The organism is Zhongshania borealis (assembly GCF_039539625.1).
GTDB lineage: Bacteria > Pseudomonadota > Gammaproteobacteria > Pseudomonadales > Spongiibacteraceae > Spongiibacter > Spongiibacter borealis.
Window position 1 is genome coordinate 736,485 of sequence record NZ_BAABDM010000001.1, and the last position, 16,542, is coordinate 753,026.

The 16,542-nt window shown below is 50.0% G+C and carries 17 protein-coding genes; 13 read left to right on the top strand and 4 right to left on the bottom strand.

What is annotated here, in order from left to right; all coding sequences use genetic code 11:
- Positions 1-88 precede the first annotated feature (88 nt).
- From trxB to infA, 4 genes are all read left to right on the top strand, one after another.
- A complete protein-coding gene (gene trxB, locus ABD836_RS03420; RefSeq protein ID WP_344932398.1) occupies positions 89-1,039 on the top strand; it encodes a thioredoxin-disulfide reductase in 951 nt (316 codons plus the stop codon).
- Between the two features lie 17 nt (positions 1,040-1,056).
- Positions 1,057-1,782: a leucyl/phenylalanyl-tRNA--protein transferase gene (aat, locus tag ABD836_RS03425; protein ID WP_344932399.1), complete on the top strand. Its 726-nt coding sequence runs from the start codon at positions 1,057-1,059 to the stop codon at positions 1,780-1,782.
- Positions 1,779-2,483 (top strand): arginyltransferase, encoded by a 705-nt coding sequence (locus tag ABD836_RS03430; protein ID WP_344932400.1) that lies wholly within the window; start codon positions 1,779-1,781, stop codon positions 2,481-2,483. The genes aat and ABD836_RS03430 overlap by 4 nt, the downstream gene beginning before the upstream one ends.
- A gap of 132 nt (positions 2,484-2,615) precedes the next feature.
- Complete coding sequence (gene infA / locus ABD836_RS03435) at positions 2,616-2,834, top strand: translation initiation factor IF-1 (RefSeq protein ID WP_008247839.1); 219 nt, start codon at positions 2,616-2,618, stop codon at positions 2,832-2,834.
- A gap of 12 nt (positions 2,835-2,846) precedes the next feature.
- Here infA and clpA read toward each other — a convergent pair whose 3' ends face one another.
- Entirely contained in the window at positions 2,847-5,126 is a 2,280-nt protein-coding gene (clpA, locus tag ABD836_RS03440) for an ATP-dependent Clp protease ATP-binding subunit ClpA (protein ID WP_344932401.1), read from the bottom strand.
- A 31-nt stretch (positions 5,127-5,157) separates the two neighbouring features.
- The gene (gene clpS, locus ABD836_RS03445) at positions 5,158-5,484 is read right to left on the bottom strand and encodes an ATP-dependent Clp protease adapter ClpS (protein ID WP_425583016.1); all 327 of its coding nucleotides are present in this window, start codon (positions 5,482-5,484) and stop codon (positions 5,158-5,160) included.
- A 213-nt stretch (positions 5,485-5,697) separates the two neighbouring features.
- Between clpS and ABD836_RS03450 the strand changes: the two genes are divergently transcribed.
- On the top strand, positions 5,698-5,913 hold the full coding sequence (locus ABD836_RS03450) for a cold shock domain-containing protein (RefSeq protein WP_344932404.1): 216 nt from the start codon (positions 5,698-5,700) through the stop codon (positions 5,911-5,913).
- A 48-nt stretch (positions 5,914-5,961) separates the two neighbouring features.
- Here ABD836_RS03450 and icd read toward each other — a convergent pair whose 3' ends face one another.
- A complete protein-coding gene (gene icd, locus ABD836_RS03455) occupies positions 5,962-7,218 on the bottom strand; it encodes an NADP-dependent isocitrate dehydrogenase (protein WP_344932406.1) in 1,257 nt (418 codons plus the stop codon).
- Positions 7,219-7,370: 152 nt separating this feature from the next.
- On the opposite strand from icd, the gene ABD836_RS03460 reads away from it, so the two are divergent.
- From ABD836_RS03460 to ABD836_RS03490, 7 genes are all read left to right on the top strand, one after another.
- Positions 7,371-8,021: a pseudouridine synthase gene (locus ABD836_RS03460; protein WP_344932407.1), complete on the top strand. Its 651-nt coding sequence runs from the start codon at positions 7,371-7,373 to the stop codon at positions 8,019-8,021.
- Between the two features lie 46 nt (positions 8,022-8,067).
- Positions 8,068-8,391, top strand: a complete 324-nt coding sequence (locus ABD836_RS03465; protein WP_344932409.1) for an NUDIX domain-containing protein — start codon at positions 8,068-8,070, stop codon at positions 8,389-8,391.
- Positions 8,392-8,513: 122 nt separating this feature from the next.
- Positions 8,514-9,629 (top strand): tRNA 2-thiouridine(34) synthase MnmA, encoded by a 1,116-nt coding sequence (gene mnmA / locus ABD836_RS03470; protein ID WP_344932410.1) that lies wholly within the window; start codon positions 8,514-8,516, stop codon positions 9,627-9,629.
- Positions 9,626-10,279, top strand: a complete 654-nt coding sequence (hflD, locus tag ABD836_RS03475; RefSeq protein WP_344932411.1) for a high frequency lysogenization protein HflD — start codon at positions 9,626-9,628, stop codon at positions 10,277-10,279. The genes mnmA and hflD overlap by 4 nt, the downstream gene beginning before the upstream one ends.
- Before the next feature lie 58 nt (positions 10,280-10,337).
- Positions 10,338-11,702 carry an adenylosuccinate lyase gene (gene purB / locus ABD836_RS03480; protein WP_344932412.1) on the top strand — a complete coding sequence of 455 codons (1,365 nt, stop codon included), beginning with the start codon at positions 10,338-10,340 and terminating at the stop codon, positions 11,700-11,702.
- 5 nt (positions 11,703-11,707) lie between these two features.
- Positions 11,708-12,841 carry a JmjC domain-containing protein gene (locus tag ABD836_RS03485; protein ID WP_344932413.1) on the top strand — a complete coding sequence of 378 codons (1,134 nt, stop codon included), beginning with the start codon at positions 11,708-11,710 and terminating at the stop codon, positions 12,839-12,841.
- A complete protein-coding gene (locus tag ABD836_RS03490) occupies positions 12,819-13,733 on the top strand; it encodes a GNAT family N-acetyltransferase (RefSeq protein WP_344932414.1) in 915 nt (304 codons plus the stop codon). The genes ABD836_RS03485 and ABD836_RS03490 overlap by 23 nt, the downstream gene beginning before the upstream one ends.
- A gap of 15 nt (positions 13,734-13,748) precedes the next feature.
- Here the strand turns inward: ABD836_RS03490 and ABD836_RS03495 are convergent, their stop codons facing one another.
- On the bottom strand, positions 13,749-14,066 hold the full coding sequence (locus tag ABD836_RS03495; RefSeq protein WP_344932416.1) for a Rieske (2Fe-2S) protein: 318 nt from the start codon (positions 14,064-14,066) through the stop codon (positions 13,749-13,751).
- A gap of 152 nt (positions 14,067-14,218) precedes the next feature.
- Between ABD836_RS03495 and ABD836_RS03500 the strand changes: the two genes are divergently transcribed.
- Entirely contained in the window at positions 14,219-16,249 is a 2,031-nt protein-coding gene (locus ABD836_RS03500; protein WP_344932418.1) for a beta-propeller domain-containing protein, read from the top strand.
- The last annotated feature ends 293 nt before the right edge of the window (positions 16,250-16,542 follow it).

Below are 16,542 nucleotides of genomic sequence, written 5' to 3' on the forward strand. Positions count from 1 at the left end.
CTATGGAATTACCCTATGATATGCGTCTATTTTCAGTCATCCCGGTTTGAACAAAGTTCAATCCCCCTGCTTGGAACACAGTGAATCTATGAGTGACAGCCAACACCACCGCCTGATTATCCTCGGCTCCGGCCCTGCCGGTTACACTGCCGCGGTCTATGCCGCTCGCGCAAACCTAAATCCCGTGGTTATTACCGGTATTCAACAAGGCGGCCAACTGACAACGACCACCGATGTCGACAACTGGCCCGGCGACCAAAACGGCGTTCAAGGCCCTGAGTTAATGCAAAGAATGCAAGAGCATGCCGAGCGTTTTGATACACAAGTGCTTTTTGATCACATTGAGTCTGTCGATTTAAAAAACAAGCCGTTTACCTTAACTGGCACCCAGACGTATACCTGCGACGCGCTAATTATAGCCACCGGCGCATCAGCTCAGTATCTCGGCCTGCCGTCAGAAGAGACATTTATGGGCAAGGGCGTATCAGCCTGTGCCACCTGCGACGGTTTTTTCTACCGGGGCAAAAAAGTTGCGGTCATTGGTGGTGGTAATACCGCTGTTGAAGAGGCGCTTTACCTGTCAAACATTGCGTCCGAGGTAACCTTAGTCCACCGCCGAGACAGTCTGCGCTCTGAGAAAATTTTGCAAGATAAATTGCTGGAGCGCGCGGCCAACGGCAATATCAATGTGCTATGGAATCACCAGCTAGACGAAGTCCTTGGAGACGATAGCGGTGTGACGGGCCTGCGCTTAAACAGCACCAAAGGTGAAGGCAGTCAAGAAATCGACGTAGCCGGGGTCTTCATCGCTATTGGACATAAGCCGAATACCGATATTTTTCAGGGCCAGCTTGAAATGAAAGACGGTTACCTGAAAATTCACAGCGGTACCGAAGGCAATGCGACCAGAACCAGTATAGAAGGTGTCTTTGCGGCGGGTGATGTTGCTGACCACATCTACCGCCAAGCGGTAACTTCTGCGGGTTTTGGTTGCATGGCGGCACTGGATGCCGAGCGCTACCTCGACGATTTGGTCTAGCGAGCACAGATTAGCAAATGTCCGGCATCCCCTGGCTTGACCCAGCTGATCTGCACTTTCCGCCTATTGAGGCGGCTCTAGATGACCCCAACGGTTTGCTCGCCGTTGGTGGTGATCTTAGCCTGCCCCGCCTACTCAACGCCTACCGCGCCGGCATATTTCCATGGTTTGAAGAATCGCAGCCAATATTGTGGTGGTCGCCGCAACCTCGGGCTGTGGTTTATCCCGAACGCTTATATATAAACCGGAGCCTCCGTAAGGCGCTCCGGCGGAATGACTTTGAAGTCAGCTTCGATCAAGATTTTGCCGGCGTCCTTGACGGCTGTGCGCAACTTAGCCCAAAGCGACCTGGAACATGGATTACTGACGATATGCGTACTGCCTACCAAAATTTGCATAGCGCAGGCTGGGCACACTCTGTAGAAGTATGGCGCGACAAAAAATTGATCGGGGGCCTATATGGTGTGGCGATCAATCGCATGTTTTACGGCGAATCAATGTTTAGCCGTGAAGCCAATGCATCGAAGATTGCGTTCGTTCATCTCTGCGGCCAATTGCAGGAATGGGGCTACCCGCTCATTGATTGTCAGGTAAGTAACGATTATCTTGAAAGTATGGGCGCGGAGGAAATGGATCGTGCAAGTTTCAAGAAATACCTACAGTCATTTGCCAGCGGCGATGGCCACCCTCAAAAGTGGGCACTGGATTGGTATTATGGCAAGCCACTGGTATCAGCGTTATGACTGACGCCCAGCAACTGAAGCTTTATGCGACCCACCCACATCCGTGTAGCTATTTTGCTGATCGCGAAGCGAAAACAATATTCATTGATCCAGACATTAAAGTATCTAGTCCAGTCTATAGCGAATTGTCCCGCAGAGGGTTTAGACGCAGCGGAAATCATCTTTATCGGCCCGAATGTGAGGGTTGTAAGTCCTGTATTGCGAGCCGCGTCCCGGTAAATCTGTTTAAAGGGTCGCGAACCCAGCGTCGCGTAGTAAAGCGCAACAATGATTTGCGCGTGGCAATTCTGGACGCACCAAACAGCGATGCTTATCCGCTTTATGAGAAATACATCAATGGACGTCATCGAGACGGCGATATGTTCCCGCCATCCAGAGACCAATTTGACAGTTTTTTAGGCGCAGGGACCGATAGCACTCAATATATTCATTTTTATTTGGGCGAGTCATTGCTCTCAGTTGCAGTGACTGATGTATTAGACGATGGCCTATCGGCGATATACACCTTTTACGATCCAGATTACCCCCAAAGAAGCCTCGGCGTTTACAGTATTCTTTGGCAAATTTCCCGCTGCCGCGACCTCGCGTTGCCCTTTCTTTATTTAGGCTACTGGATACGCGATTGCCAAAAAATGGCTTATAAAACCGATTACAAGCCCATTGAGCTCCTTATGAGCAATCGTTGGGTGCGTTTAACGTAGCAATATTCCCGCTTTCGCCTCTGCAAATTGCCAACACGATGAAATTAGGGCAAAATGCGCGCAGTTTTGACGGCCTACTAAGGCTTCAGTGCGTAGCACTTAATTTTAAAATCTCTCGAGGATAGTTGCCGAATGGCGAAAGAAGACCAGATCGAAATGGAAGGCGAAGTCATTGATACTTTGCCAAATACAACTTTTCGCGTACGCCTAGAAAACGGCCACGTCGTGACCGCTCATATATCAGGCAAAATGCGTAAGCATTACATCAGAATTTTAACTGGTGACAAGGTCAAAGTTGAATTAACCCCTTATGACCTAAGCAAAGGCCGCATCACTTTCCGCGGCCGTTAATAAAATACCTGCTTAATCGCAGGTCTGGCCCGCCTCTTCCTCTACTGTTTCTGCAGCAAGGGCCAGTTTGTCACCTTTAACGCTGACATTAACCACTCCGCCGCACTTCTCTAAGCTGCCAAACAATACCAGTTCAGCTAACGGCTTTTTGATATGCTCTTGGATAATTCTTGCCATAGGCCGGGCACCCATGTGCTTATCGTAGCCGTGCTCAACTAACCAGCTTCGCGCTTCATCATCAACATGCAAGACGACTTTCTTGTCATCTAGCTGGGCCTGTAATTCCACTAGGAATTTATCGACCACTGTCAGTACAACGTCAGGCTTCAGCGGCTCAAAGGCAATAACGCTATCAAGACGGTTACGGAACTCCGGCGTAAACAAGCGGTTAATGGCTTCGGTTGAATCCGTTTGATTATCCTGCTCTGTAAAACCAATGGAGCGGCGGCTAATACTTTCAGCCCCAGCATTCGTTGTCATTACAAAAATAACGTTACGGAAATCTGCCTTGCGGCCATTATTGTCTGTCAGTGAGCCATGATCCATTACCTGCAGTAGCAGGTTAAACAGGTCTGGGTGAGCCTTTTCTATTTCATCAAGCAATACCACTGAATGCGGATGCTTGGTGACCGAATCTGTTAATAAACCACCTTGATCGAAGCCAACATAACCAGGAGGTGCACCAATTAGACGGGAAACCGTGTGGCGTTCCATATATTCTGACATATCGAATCGAATCAGCTCTAAGCCAAGTAACTTAGCTAGCTGACGGCAGATCTCGGTTTTACCAACACCAGTAGGCCCAGCCAGCAAAAAGCTGCCAATGGGCTTTTCAGGGGACTTAAGGCCAGCGCGAGCGAGCTTGATCGAGGCGCTAAGTTCTGACACTGCTTTGTCTTGGCCAAAGACAACCATTTTCAGATTATCTTCAAGTTTCACTAAGGATGCGCGATCGTCTGAAGACACGCTCTTAGGCGGAATACGGGCAATTTTTGAAATAATGGCTTCGATTTCAGGAACGCCAATCTTCTCGATGCGATTTTCTGGTTTTTGCAGGCGCTGGTAGGCACCCGCCTCATCAATCACATCGATTGCTTTGTCTGGTAAAAAGCGGTCATTGATATACCGTGCAGACAATTCCGCAGCTGAGCGCAAAGCACCATCGCTGTATTTTAAATCATGGTGGCTTTCAAAACGTGAGCGCAAACCCTTCAAAATCAGGTAAGTGTCCTCAACCGAGGGCTCTTCTACGTCTACCTTTTGGAAGCGGCGACTCAGTGCGCGATCCTTGTCGAATATGCCGCGGTATTCTTGGAAGGTCGTTGAGCCAATGCAACGCATCTGGCCGGAGCTCAGTAAGGGCTTTAAGAGGTTAGATGCATCCATTACGCCGCCTGAGGCCGCTCCTGCACCTATTATGGTATGAATCTCATCAATAAACAGAATGGCACCGGGACGCTTTTTAAGGTCTGCAAGCAGGCCCTTTAATCGCTTTTCAAAATCGCCGCGGTACTTGGTGCCTGCCAACAAAGCACCCATATCCAATGAGTATACAACGCTACCTATCAGTACATCAGGTACCTCGCCATCAACAATACGCTTGGCCAAGCCTTCTGCGATCGCGGTTTTACCCACGCCAGACTCACCCACTAACAGAGGATTGTTTTTGCGGCGTCGGGTTAAAATCTGAGCAACCCGCTCAACTTCTTCTGCCCGGCCTATAAGGGGGTCAATGCGACCCGCCTTGGCTTCGGCATTCAAATTGGTGGTGAAGTTATCTAGAGGCTTCTGTTCTGGATCGCCGCCCTCGCCTTCAGCATCTTGATTTTGATCGTGCTCAATTCCTTCCGCCCCTGACACTTTGGAGATACCATGGGTAATGTAATTGACCACATCAAGCCGGTTAACGCTTTGCGATTTGAGAAAGTAAACCGCTTGGCTTTCTTGCTCACTAAAGATCGCCACCAATACATTTGCGCCAGTGACCTCCTGCTTGCCAGAAGATTGAACATGAAATACCGCACGCTGTAATACGCGTTGAAAGCCAAGTGTCGGCTGTGTATCACGCTCGACATCGGTCTCGGGGATTCTGGGTGTCGTGGCCTCGACAAATTCTTTTAACTCACCCTTTAGCTGTAGTAAGTCTGCACCGCAAGCGACAAGCACCTTAACGGCGGCCTCGTTGTCTGCCAGTGCAAGTAATAGATGCTCGACGGTCATAAATTCATGCCGACGACTACGGGCCGATTTAAAGGCCTGGCTCAGAGTTGTTTCTAGGTCTTTGCTCAACATAGACTATGTTCGCCTTCTGCAATTACCAATTTTAATCATCACTCTCTTCTGTCTCAGCAAGTAGCGGATGACCGTTATCTCGTGCGTATTGATTCACCAGCGCCGCTTTTGTCTCGGCAATATCTTTGGTGAACACTCCGCACACACCCTTACCTTTGGTGTGCACTGCCAGCATAACTTGTGTTGCACGCTGGCGGTCCAAGTAAAAAAAGTCTTCTAAAACTTCAATCACAAACTCCATTGGTGTGTAATCGTCATTTAGTAGGACCACAGCATACATACGAGGTTTCTTGAGTTCTGGTTTTGATTCCTGAACCGCAATACCGCTTCCGTGATCTTCGTCAGCCTTATCAGCCATGTTTTCAATATTAATCGTCATTTTCACTTACTTTACCTGAGCTTAGCACCACTGTAACCCGACGCAATAGGGAAATTCACCAACACCTATCTTACACACCTTTACTTGACGTAGTGACCGGACTGTTTTAAAAATGGGGGCGGGTATTACCATTTACAAGGTAGTTTACGTTAACGCTAAAATAACTATAAAGACAATTAAGGAAGAAAGGCTATGCAAAGCGGTGTTGTAAAGTGGTTCAATAACGCCAAAGGATATGGATTTATCGTTTCCGAGAGCGGCGACGATGAAATTTTTGCGCATTATTCAGCTATTACAATGGAAGGTTATAAGACCCTTAAAGCTGGTCAAACCGTGATATTTAAAGCTGAGCCGGGCCCAAAGGGCTTGCACGCAACCGACATTAAATCTGCCGAAACAGCAGAGTAAAGACTACTAGAAGAAACGCCACCCGCATACGCAGGTGGCGATGGTCTTTTACGCCATGTGTTTAACGATAGCATCACCGAATTCAGAACATTTAAGCAAGGTCGCACCTTCCATCAAACGCTCAAAATCGTAGGTTACTGTTCTCGCCTGGATTGCACCGTTCATACCAGTGATAATCAGGTCTGCAGCTTCATTCCAACCCATGTGACGCAACATCATTTCGGCAGACAGAATCAAGGAACCGGGGTTCACTTTGTCTTGGCCAGTGTACTTAGGTGCAGTACCGTGAGTTGCTTCAAACAGCGCGATATTATCGCTTAGGTTTGCACCTGGCGCGATACCAATACCACCAACCTGAGCAGCCAGTGCATCAGACAAGTAGTCGCCATTCAAGTTAAGCGTAGCGATAACGCTATACTCGTCAGGACGAAGCAACACTTGCTGAAGCATTGCATCGGCAATTACGTCTTTAATGACGATTTCTTTGCCCGTGTTTGGGTTTTTAATGCTGACCCATGGGCCACCGTCGATCAATGTGCCACCAAACTCTTCCATCGCCAGCTCGTAAGCCCAGTTTTTGAAAGCGCCTTCGGTGAATTTCATGATGTTGCCTTTATGCACGATGGTCAGTGACGGCAAATCTTGATCAATTGTGTACTGGATCGCCTTACGAACAAGGCGCACGGTACCTTCTTTAGAAACCGGTTTGATACCGATGCCGCATTCCTGCGGGAAACGGATTTTGGTAACACCCATTTCTTCTTGGAAGAACTCGATGACTTTGTCCGCTTCTGGCGTACCCGCCTTCCACTCAATGCCTGCGTAGATATCTTCGGAGTTCTCACGGAAGATAACCATATTGGTTTTGCCAGGCTCTTTAACCGGTGAAGGCACGCCTTCGAACCAGCGCACTGGACGCTGACATACGTACAGATCCAATTCCTGGCGCAGGGCAACGTTCAAAGAACGGAAGCCACCACCAACTGGTGTAGTTAACGGGCCTTTAATCCCAACTACGTAGTCTTTAATTGCATCCAGCGTTTCAGCAGGGAACCAGTCGCCGTCGTAAAGCTCAGCGGCTTTTTCGCCTGTGTAAATTTCCATCCAGCTTATTTTTTTCTTGCCTGAGTAGGCTTTTGCTACGGCTGCATCAACTACGTTGATCATCACCGGAGTAATGTCGACCCCGATGCCATCACCTTCGATAAAAGGTATCACTGGCCGATCGGGTACGTTCAGGGAAAGATCCGCATTAACGGTGATTTTCTCGCCCTCTGCAGGTACCTTGATATGTTGGTATCCCATTTTTGACTCCATGGTTTATCAGTTAGTATCTGTGCTCGCACTTGCTCACAATACGAAGATTGACTGTATTAGGTACAATACAGCTTCGGTAAAAAGCGCGACATTGTAACACTTTATACCGAGATTTCTTCTATGAATGAGCCTATTTTCACGTGAGCGACATTTTTATTTTTAACAAGCCCTTCCAAGTAATGAGTCAATTCACTGACTCAGATGGTCGCGCCACCCTCGCCGATTACATCAGGATCCCCGCCATTTATCCAGCGGGAAGACTTGATTACGACTCCGAAGGCCTGATGATTTTAACCGGCGACGGTGAGCTTCAGCACCAAATTAGCCACCCTCGCCATAAATTAAAAAAGACCTACTGGGTTCAAGTTGAGGGGGATATCAGCGACGACGCCTTAACGCAGCTGCGTAACGGCATCACGCTAAAAGACGGGCCTACCCTGCCCGCCCAAGCCGCGCGTATCGATGAACCGGAGGAATTATGGTCAAGAGATCCACCTGTACGTTATCGTGCCGCTATCCCCACATCATGGCTTAGCTTACAAATAAGTGAAGGTCGCAATCGGCAAGTTAGGCGAATGACGGCGGCAGTGGGATTCCCTACCCTGCGCCTGATACGCGCCGCTATTGGTGAATGGACGATTAACGGCTTAGCCCCCGGTGAATCACGCAAAATCACCCTTGGCGCCGATTTTAAACGCTACTCTCGCCCAAAGAGGCCTGCAAACAGAACCGTAAACCACACGCAGAGAAGTAAAACTCTAAGCCCCAAGCCGCGCAAACGTAGTCCTTGAGTCGTGGCAGCTGTTACAATTCCGCTTTTTAAGGTTCGGACATCCTATGGATTGGCAGCCCCACGTCACCGTGGCGACTCTCGTCGAGAATGACGGCAAGTTTCTGTTTGTTGAAGAGATCAAAAACGGTCAGCGCGTCATAAACCAGCCGGCGGGTCACCTAGAGCAACACGAGAGCCTCATTGACGCTGCGCGGCGGGAAACCTTAGAAGAAACCCAGTGGCGGGTCGAGATACTCGGTGTCGTCGGATTCGGCCTATACACCGCACCGGCAAATGGCGTGACTTATCAGCGGACCAGTTTTTATGCCCGACCAGTGGCATATTGCCCCGAACAGCCACTGGATAACGATATCGAACAAGCCATTTAGCTCACACTAGACGAACTTAAGGAGCGCCGGGCCATGTTGCGCAGCCCGCTGGTTTTAGAATGCCTTGAACGCTATCTCGACGGCCACCGCTATCCCTTATCTATGATTTACGGAACCCGCTGATGCACACAAGTACAACTCAGGACAATAGCAATACCAAGGTCATTGTCGGCATGTCAGGCGGCGTCGACTCTTCGGTATCTGCGCTGCTCTTATTGCAGCAAGGTTACCAGGTCGAAGGCCTGTTCATGAAAAACTGGGACGAAGACGATGGTACCGAATACTGTACCGCCAAAGACGATCTCGCCGACGCCGCAGCGGTTTGTAAAACCTTAGGGATTCACCTTCACACAGCCAATTTTGCCAGTGAATATTGGGATAACGTTTTTGAGCATTTTTTGGCTGAATACCAAGCCGGTCGCACGCCCAATCCTGACATTCTCTGTAATCGCGAAATTAAATTTAAAGCTTTCCTCGACTACGCGTTGGTTTTAGGGGCAGATTACATCGCCACTGGCCACTACACCCGCCGTCGAGACGTTAGTGGCTGTAGCCAATTACTTAAAGGTCTAGATCCCAATAAGGATCAAAGCTACTTCCTGCACGCCGTTGGCAGTGAACAACTAGCAAAAACCCTATTCCCGGTGGGCGAAATTGAAAAGCCAGTGGTGCGCGCCCTAGCTGAAGAGCATGGCCTTGTCACTCACAACAAAAAAGACAGCACTGGCATCTGCTTTATCGGCGAACGGCGTTTTAAAGATTTTCTTCAGCAGTACTTACCAGCCAAGCCGGGCCGCATTGAAAGCTTAGATGGTATTGATATGGGTGAGCACAGTGGATTGATGTATCACACCATCGGCCAGCGGCAAGGCCTGGGTATCGGCGGTGTGAAAGGCGGCGGCGAGGAGCCGTGGTATGTTGTTGATAAAGATTTAACACGTAACGTCTTATTGGTTGCCCAAGGCAGCCAGCATCCAGCGCTGTTTAAACAAGCGCTGCAAGTGGGCGAAATTCATTGGATTACCGGCCAAGCACCGCAGTTCCCCTATCTATGCAAAGCCAAAACCCGCTACCGGCAGGCGGACCAAGACTGCGAAATTTGCGTTACCGCGACCGGTTTTGAGGTTCGCTTTAGTGACGCTCAACGCGCAATCACCCCGGGCCAGTCCGTTGTCTTTTACGACGACGATATCTGCCTCGGCGGCGGCATTATTGAATCAGGGTTTAATTATTTATGAATAGCGCTGCGAGCAAACCAGACCAACTTGCCCGCCAGCAAACGCTTGCCTTAGCGGCCATTGTGCAAGGCACAGTGCTGGTTGATCAAATAGCCCGCACTGGCCAAGCTGAGCCACAAGCCATTGAAGCATCAATCAACAGCCTATTTGCCTTTTCGGCAACCACAGTTGAAGAAGCTTACGGTGGCATCGAAAACCTGGAGGTCGGCATTCGCGGTCTTCGCGACCTTCTGAGCGGCAATGATTATGGCGAACGCCGCGCTGTAATGCGCTATTGCCTAGGTGTTTTACATCTCCATAAAAAGCTAAGGGGCGACGACACTACGGCGTCCTTACTCCGTAACAGGTTACAACATACAGCCAAAAATAAAGACATGAACAATATTGATATCAGTAGCTTAAGTTCATCTCTTTCTTCAATTTATCAAGATACAATTTCAAAATACAACTTCCGCATTCAAATTACTGGCAGCGCCCAAGAGCTGCAGAATACCAATAATGCGGCTCGTATCCGTAGCCTCCTTTTGGCTTCAATTCGCGCCAGTTATTTGTGGCGTCAAGCCGGTGGTAGCCGCTGGAAGCTGATCTTTCAGCGCAACCGAATTTTTGCCCAGACTAAACAGCTACTCGGCACTGAAATCCCCCGTTAACTCGTGTATTATTGCGCGCTTTCCGCAATAGCCGCCCCGCACAAAAAAGGTATTGAACATGGACTTATCCGCGCTTTCCGCCGTCTCCCCCGTAGATGGCCGTTACGGCAGTAAAACCGCGCCACTGCGCCCCGTATTCAGCGAGTTTGGCCTTATCAAATACCGCTTAATCGTTGAAGTTCGTTGGTTGCAAGCCCTCGCCGCCAATCCCGGTGTGGTCGAAGTACCGGCACTCAGCGAAGCCGCAAATACCGCGCTAGAAGCCCTTATCAGTGGCTTTAATGAAAACGGTGCACAAAAAGTAAAAGACATCGAAGCAACGACCAACCACGATGTCAAAGCCATTGAATATTTCATTAAAGATGCAATCAGCGGCAACGCGGAGCTGGCAGCAATATCTGAGTTTGTGCACTTTGCCTGCACGTCAGAAGACATTAACAACCTGTCCCATGCTTTGATGCTGCGTGAAGGCCGCGAGATTTTGCTTGCCGACGCCGACGCCATTATTAACAAGCTCGCCGAGCAAGCCCGGGAATTTTCAGCAGTACCGATGCTCGCGCGTACCCACGGCCAAACTGCGAGCCCGACTACCATGGGCAAAGAATTCGCTAATGTTGTCGCCCGTTTGCGCCGCCAGCGGGCCGCCATTGCGGACGTAATGCTCCTGGGCAAAATCAACGGTGCAGTGGGTAACTACAACGCTCACCTATCCGCCTACCCTAATATCGACTGGGAAGCCCACGCCGACGCATTTATCAGCAAATTAGGCATTAACTGGAATCGCTATACGACGCAGATTGAACCTCACGACTATATTGCTGAGCTATTTGACGCCATCGCGCGCTTTAACACCATTTTGATCGACCTTGATCGTGACATTTGGGGCTATATCTCACTGGGTTATTTCAAACAGCGCACGATTGCCGGCGAAGTTGGCTCCTCTACCATGCCGCACAAAGTAAACCCCATTGACTTCGAAAACTCCGAAGGCAACCTCGGCTTAGCTAACGCCGTACTCAATCATTTAGCCGCGAAACTGCCAATCTCTCGCTGGCAGCGCGACCTTACCGACTCCACCGTATTGCGTAATATGGGTGTTGGTATTGCCTATAGCACTATGGCCTACGCGGCGACCATGAAAGGTTTGAGTAAGCTTGAAATTAACGAGGCACGTATCGCCGCAGACCTAGACGACAGCTGGGAAGTGCTCGCTGAGCCCATTCAAACGGTTATGCGTCGCTATGCGGTAGCCGAGCCTTACGAGAAGCTTAAAGCATTGACCCGCGGCCAGCGCATTACCGCTGAAATTCTGAAAGATTTCGTTGAAACCCTTGAGATCCCTGAATCAGCGAAGGCTGAATTACGCGAATTAACGCCAGCCAAATACATTGGCAACGCCGTCGCGCAAGCGCAGCGGATCTGATCGCCGTGGCGCTGCAAGGATTTGATGCCCAGCATTTTCTGGATACTGCCTGGCAGCGCAAAGCAGTATTAATAAAGGCTGCGTTGCCCAACTTCCAATGCCCCCTCGATGGCAATGACCTCGCGGGGTTAGCCTGCGAAGATGACGTCGACAGTCGCATTATCATTGAGGCAAAAGATGGCTGGGAACTGCGGAACGGCCCATTTCAAGAAAGTGAATTCGCTACACTACCTAAATCGCACTGGACCTTGCTGGTTCAGGGCGTAGATCAATATTTGCCGGAGTTAGCCGATTTAATGGCGCAGTTCCGTTTTCTTCCCCGCTGGCGCACTGAAGATATTATGGTCAGCTACGCCACCGACGGCGGCAATGTTGGCCCCCATTACGACCAATATGATGTTTTTTTGGTGCAGGGTAGCGGCAAACGTCGCTGGAAAATTGGCGGTCATTGCAGCCCTGACACTCCGCTGCACAGTCACCCTCAGCTTAAACTACTGCAAAACTTTGAATGCGAAGAAGAGTTTTTGCTTGAAGCTGGCGACATATTGTATGTTCCTCCTGGCGTCGCTCATTGGGGCGTCGCAGAAGGCGACGATTGCATGACGCTGTCTGTGGGTTTTAGAGCACCATCGGAAACAGCGCTGCTGGGCGATTTTTGCGATGAGATCGCCAGTCGTAGCGACGAATCCCGCCGCTATCGTGACCCTCAGCTCAGCGCAGATAGTAACCCCGGAGAGATTCTGCCCGCGGTTCATGCCCAATTAAAACAGTTATTGTTAAAGCAGCTTAACGATGACGCCCTGCTTGCCCGCTGGTTTGGTGAAATGATGACCAGGGTGCCAGACCAGAGCGAATACCGTGACAACAGCACAAGCCTAGATGAGTTTTCAGCGCTATTGGCTTCAGGCTTAGAACTGCAATTGCGGCTAGGCGCCCGCCTTGCCTTTGACGAGCAATATTTGTTCGCCGACGGCGTGGCCTTCGCCTATCCACCACAGAATCGCGCCGAAGTAGAAGCGCTCTGTCGGGTCGAATGCGGCGAATCGATTGATAGTTTGCAAAATTTTAGTGTAGAAATGCTGTACGCCCTGTATTGCAATGCTACGCTTTACGTTGATGACGACACTAACGATAGCTAAAGCCGACTGGGCACACCACTCCGGACTTCTCTCGGAACTCCGCCGCCGCGTATTTGTTGACGAGCAAGGTGTGCCAGAAGTCCTTGAACTCGATGAGTTTGACGCGACTGCCAGTCACTGGATGGCGCGAATCCAGGACACCGTTGTGGCCACGGCAAGAATGCTCGATAGCGGCGTTATCGGTCGCATGGCGGTGCTCAAGCCTTATCGAGGCAAAGGCATCGGCAGCGCGCTGTTAACTGCAATGATCAAAGAAGCGAAAACGCGGAATTACCCACTCATTCAGCTTGGCGCCCAAGAACACGCAATAGCGTTCTATAAACGCGCGGGTTTCCGAGTAAAAGGCCCGCGTTTTATGGACGCAGGCATAGCACATCAGCACATGCACATGTCCTTAAATTCGGCCTTACCCCGTGGTTTTGATTTTGACATGGCTTTGCGTGCCAATCCGGCGCAAGCAATCTTGGATCTTTGTAAAAACGCGCGCTGGGAATTGCGTATTTTCAGCCATAGCCTTGAGCCCCCATTATTCGCTAATGCCGAATTCATTCGCAGTATCTATGATTTTGCCCATCGCCACCAAGACAGTGTTGTAAAATTGATGATTTGCGACGAACTGCCCCTACGCGAGACACATCACCCACTTGTGGAACTGAGCAGGCAGCATCGCCAAATTTTGAAACTTCGCACCCTTAGCATTGATTATACGATTAACGCCGACGAGTATTTTACCGTCAGCGATGAAGATCACCTGTTGGTCTATCCGCATCAATCAGAAATTGATCAGATTTTGCGCTCAGATGACGAAATCGTAGCCCGAGAATATCGCCTGAAATTTGACCACCTATGGCGCCATACCAAAGAACCCCGGTCACTTAAACCGTTTTACTGAGCTCGCACGCCCAGTTTACTCGTCAAGCATCACGCCAATTTCATTGCCACGATCAGTCAGTGAATAGCAGTGCAGATTTCTGCAAGGTTCTTCGCTTGCAGCCAATAACACCCCACTACTGATCTCAAACCGGTAACCGTGCTGAGGACATACCAGTTCGCCGCCCTGCACATCCGAACTGCGCAGCGGGTATTCACGGTGTGGACACCGACTTTCAATGAGGTAGCGCTGACCTTCAATTTGCAGCAGCATAAGATGATGGCTATCGATCTGAAACACCTTGCGATAACCGTCGTGGAGATTGATTAATTTTTCTAAGCTGTAATATCGCATTGTTAAGCTACTGATTAATTTCGAGCAGCTTAACCTAAACAACGCCGCCGCGAAAAGCCTCATCTCGACGCCCGCAAAGGCATGCACAAGCAAGGTAAAAGGCCTACACTTTACTCATGCTTAACAGGTATTCGCCGATGTCGGAGATGAACATGAGTACAGTTAAATTCAATGCTGTCATAGCCACGCCCACTCAAACAGGGGTAGCTATTCTCTGCGCCCTGGCGCTTAGCGCCTGTGGCGGCGGCTCGAGTGGCGGTGCGGCGCAACAAAATCCGAACGACGGCTTGTTACGCAGCGTGGCAAACAACGAGGAATTTGTAAGCCAGTTCCGCGCGCTGTATACCCGCCCAGCGCCTAGCAGTGACCAACAAAATAGCATGCAGCCCGTCGCCGCCGAAGGTGCCACGACCGGCGACAGCAGCAGTGGCAACAGCTACAGCACGACCTACACACTTGAAGCCGATGTCGATGAACTCGACGTATTAAAATACGATGGCGATTACCTTTATATTGCCCCTACTTTGCAAGCACGTTGCTGTTTTGTAACGCCCGGTATTGCTACCGCGGAGGACACCAGCTTCGCACCGCCTAGCCCGGATCAATCAGCCGGTATCCGCATTTTAAGCACTACGCCGAGCGATGCGACCGCCACCCAGGTAAGCACCATAGCGCTCGACGAGGGCGAGTATGTGCAGGGCATGTATATTAACGGGAGCCAATTGATCAGTATTGGCAGTACCCAATACTACGGTGCCTATGGCGACCAGTGGCTAGGGATTGCCAGCTGGCAACAACAAAATTTGCACATTAAAGTTTATGACACCAGCACAATTACCGAGCCCGAACTGAATTGGGATATTGGTATTGAAGGTGGTTTAGTTGATAGCCGGCGAATTGGCGACACCCTTTACATAATTAGCCGCCACAGCCCTTATTTTGACAATATGTATTACTATCCAAGCAATCAAAACGAGACCGACGCTAACGCCCAGCGCCTAGCCTCAATACAGCCCCAAGACCTTATTCCTCTATTGACGATAAATGGTGAGTCTCGGCCGCTTTTTACACCACAAAACTGCCTGCTTAGTCGCGACGATCAAAATCAAGACTACGCCTCCCCGGTTTATACCAGCGTTACTGCGATACCACTCGGCAGTCCTAACAATGCAAAATCACTGTGTTTTAATGAAAATAGTAGCGGCGTCTATGTGTCCCAAGAGGCCTTATACCTCAGTCAATATCGCTACACTGTCGACGGCGATGCCAGTCGTATCCATAAATTCACACTTAACGACGGTAGTCCGGAATACCGTGGCTCAGCCGACATTACCGGTCAATTATGGGGGCCGGGACAAAGCGATTTCCGCATGTCTGAGCGCAACGGTTTACTCCGCGCCGTAACAACACGTTTTACCGGCGACCAACAAGACTCACGGGACCACCAGCTGAGTATTTTAGGTGAAGCCAGCCAATCCAAGTCTTTAGAGCTTATCGCTAGCCTGCCGAACACCCGGCGGCCCGAAGAAATAGGAAAACCCAACGAAGCGCTCTATGGTGTTCGGTTTTTAGATGACCGCGCCTACTTCGTCACCTTTGAACAAATCGATCCGCTGTACGTAATTGATCTCAGCAATCCCGCCGACCCCTATATCGCCGGCAAACTTGAAATTCCCGGCGTTTCGGACTTCCTTCATCCGGTCAACAAAGAACTACTACTGGGCCTCGGCCGCGGCGGCCCATCCCAGCAAAGCATAAAGTTAAGTTTATTTAACATCACCGACATTAGTCATCCCCAAGAATTAAATAGCCTGCTACTCGGAGTCGATGGTGGCTGGAACTATTCAGAAGCCCAATATAATCGTCATGCCTTTAGCTACCTGCCGAGCGCCACGGGTGCAGATCGCTTAGCGGTGCCAGTACAATCTAACTATCAAGACGCGGACGAAAGCTACCGCAGTGAAAACCGACTCTACCTGCTGGAAATTGAGTCAAAAGCCGCGCCCGCAACCGCAAGTGTTAAACTTATAAGCAGCATTCTCGCCAGCCCTGCGCCCAATGACAGCTGGCATCCAGGCCAGAATCGCTCAGTTATTGACGGCGACGCCGTGTATTTTTTGTCCGGCGATGCAATCTGGTCTGCTCTTTGGGGGGGCGGTACAAACCAATCTGGGCCGTATTAGGCCAGCGGTTCAGACCGCACCCGTATTCCGAATCAATCAGCGGGAACCTAAACGTCTCGACCAGGCTATTTGCCCATGGGCAAATAGATTAGACATACGGCTCCTCTAGGCTTTACCTAGTGCGTTAAGATAATAGAGTATGACAACGGAGTTCGCTTACGCATGCCTAGGATAATTTAACCGGCCAATTAAACCGCCGTACCGATCTAAAACCGGTCATTTCATCTCCTTCCGAACAAATTATTCCCAAAAATAATAAAGGTAAACGCTGGTCTATTCATTACAATAGGGCA

Bases quoted from the DNA above. Each gene is read 5' to 3' on its own strand.
- trxB (WP_344932398.1), top strand. From the start codon at position 89: ATGAGTGACAGCCAACACCACCGCCTGATTATCCTCGGCTCCGGCCCT.
- icd (WP_344932406.1), bottom strand. From the start codon at position 7,218: ATGGGATACCAACATATCAAGGTACCTGCAGAGGGCGAGAAAATCACC.
- ABD836_RS03500 (WP_344932418.1), top strand. From the start codon at position 14,219: ATGAGTACAGTTAAATTCAATGCTGTCATAGCCACGCCCACTCAAACA.
- aat (WP_344932399.1), top strand. From the start codon at position 1,057: ATGTCCGGCATCCCCTGGCTTGACCCAGCTGATCTGCACTTTCCGCCT.
- ABD836_RS03450 (WP_344932404.1), top strand. From the start codon at position 5,698: ATGCAAAGCGGTGTTGTAAAGTGGTTCAATAACGCCAAAGGATATGGA.
- ABD836_RS03490 (WP_344932414.1), top strand. From the start codon at position 12,819: ATGACGACACTAACGATAGCTAAAGCCGACTGGGCACACCACTCCGGA.
- clpA (WP_344932401.1), bottom strand. From the start codon at position 5,126: ATGTTGAGCAAAGACCTAGAAACAACTCTGAGCCAGGCCTTTAAATCG.
- mnmA (WP_344932410.1), top strand. From the start codon at position 8,514: ATGCACACAAGTACAACTCAGGACAATAGCAATACCAAGGTCATTGTC.
- ABD836_RS03495 (WP_344932416.1), bottom strand. From the start codon at position 14,066: ATGCGATATTACAGCTTAGAAAAATTAATCAATCTCCACGACGGTTAT.
- clpS (WP_425583016.1), bottom strand. From the start codon at position 5,484: ATGGCTGATAAGGCTGACGAAGATCACGGAAGCGGTATTGCGGTTCAG.
- ABD836_RS03465 (WP_344932409.1), top strand. From the start codon at position 8,068: ATGGATTGGCAGCCCCACGTCACCGTGGCGACTCTCGTCGAGAATGAC.
- hflD (WP_344932411.1), top strand. From the start codon at position 9,626: ATGAATAGCGCTGCGAGCAAACCAGACCAACTTGCCCGCCAGCAAACG.
- purB (WP_344932412.1), top strand. From the start codon at position 10,338: ATGGACTTATCCGCGCTTTCCGCCGTCTCCCCCGTAGATGGCCGTTAC.
- ABD836_RS03430 (WP_344932400.1), top strand. From the start codon at position 1,779: ATGACTGACGCCCAGCAACTGAAGCTTTATGCGACCCACCCACATCCG.
- infA (WP_008247839.1), top strand. From the start codon at position 2,616: ATGGCGAAAGAAGACCAGATCGAAATGGAAGGCGAAGTCATTGATACT.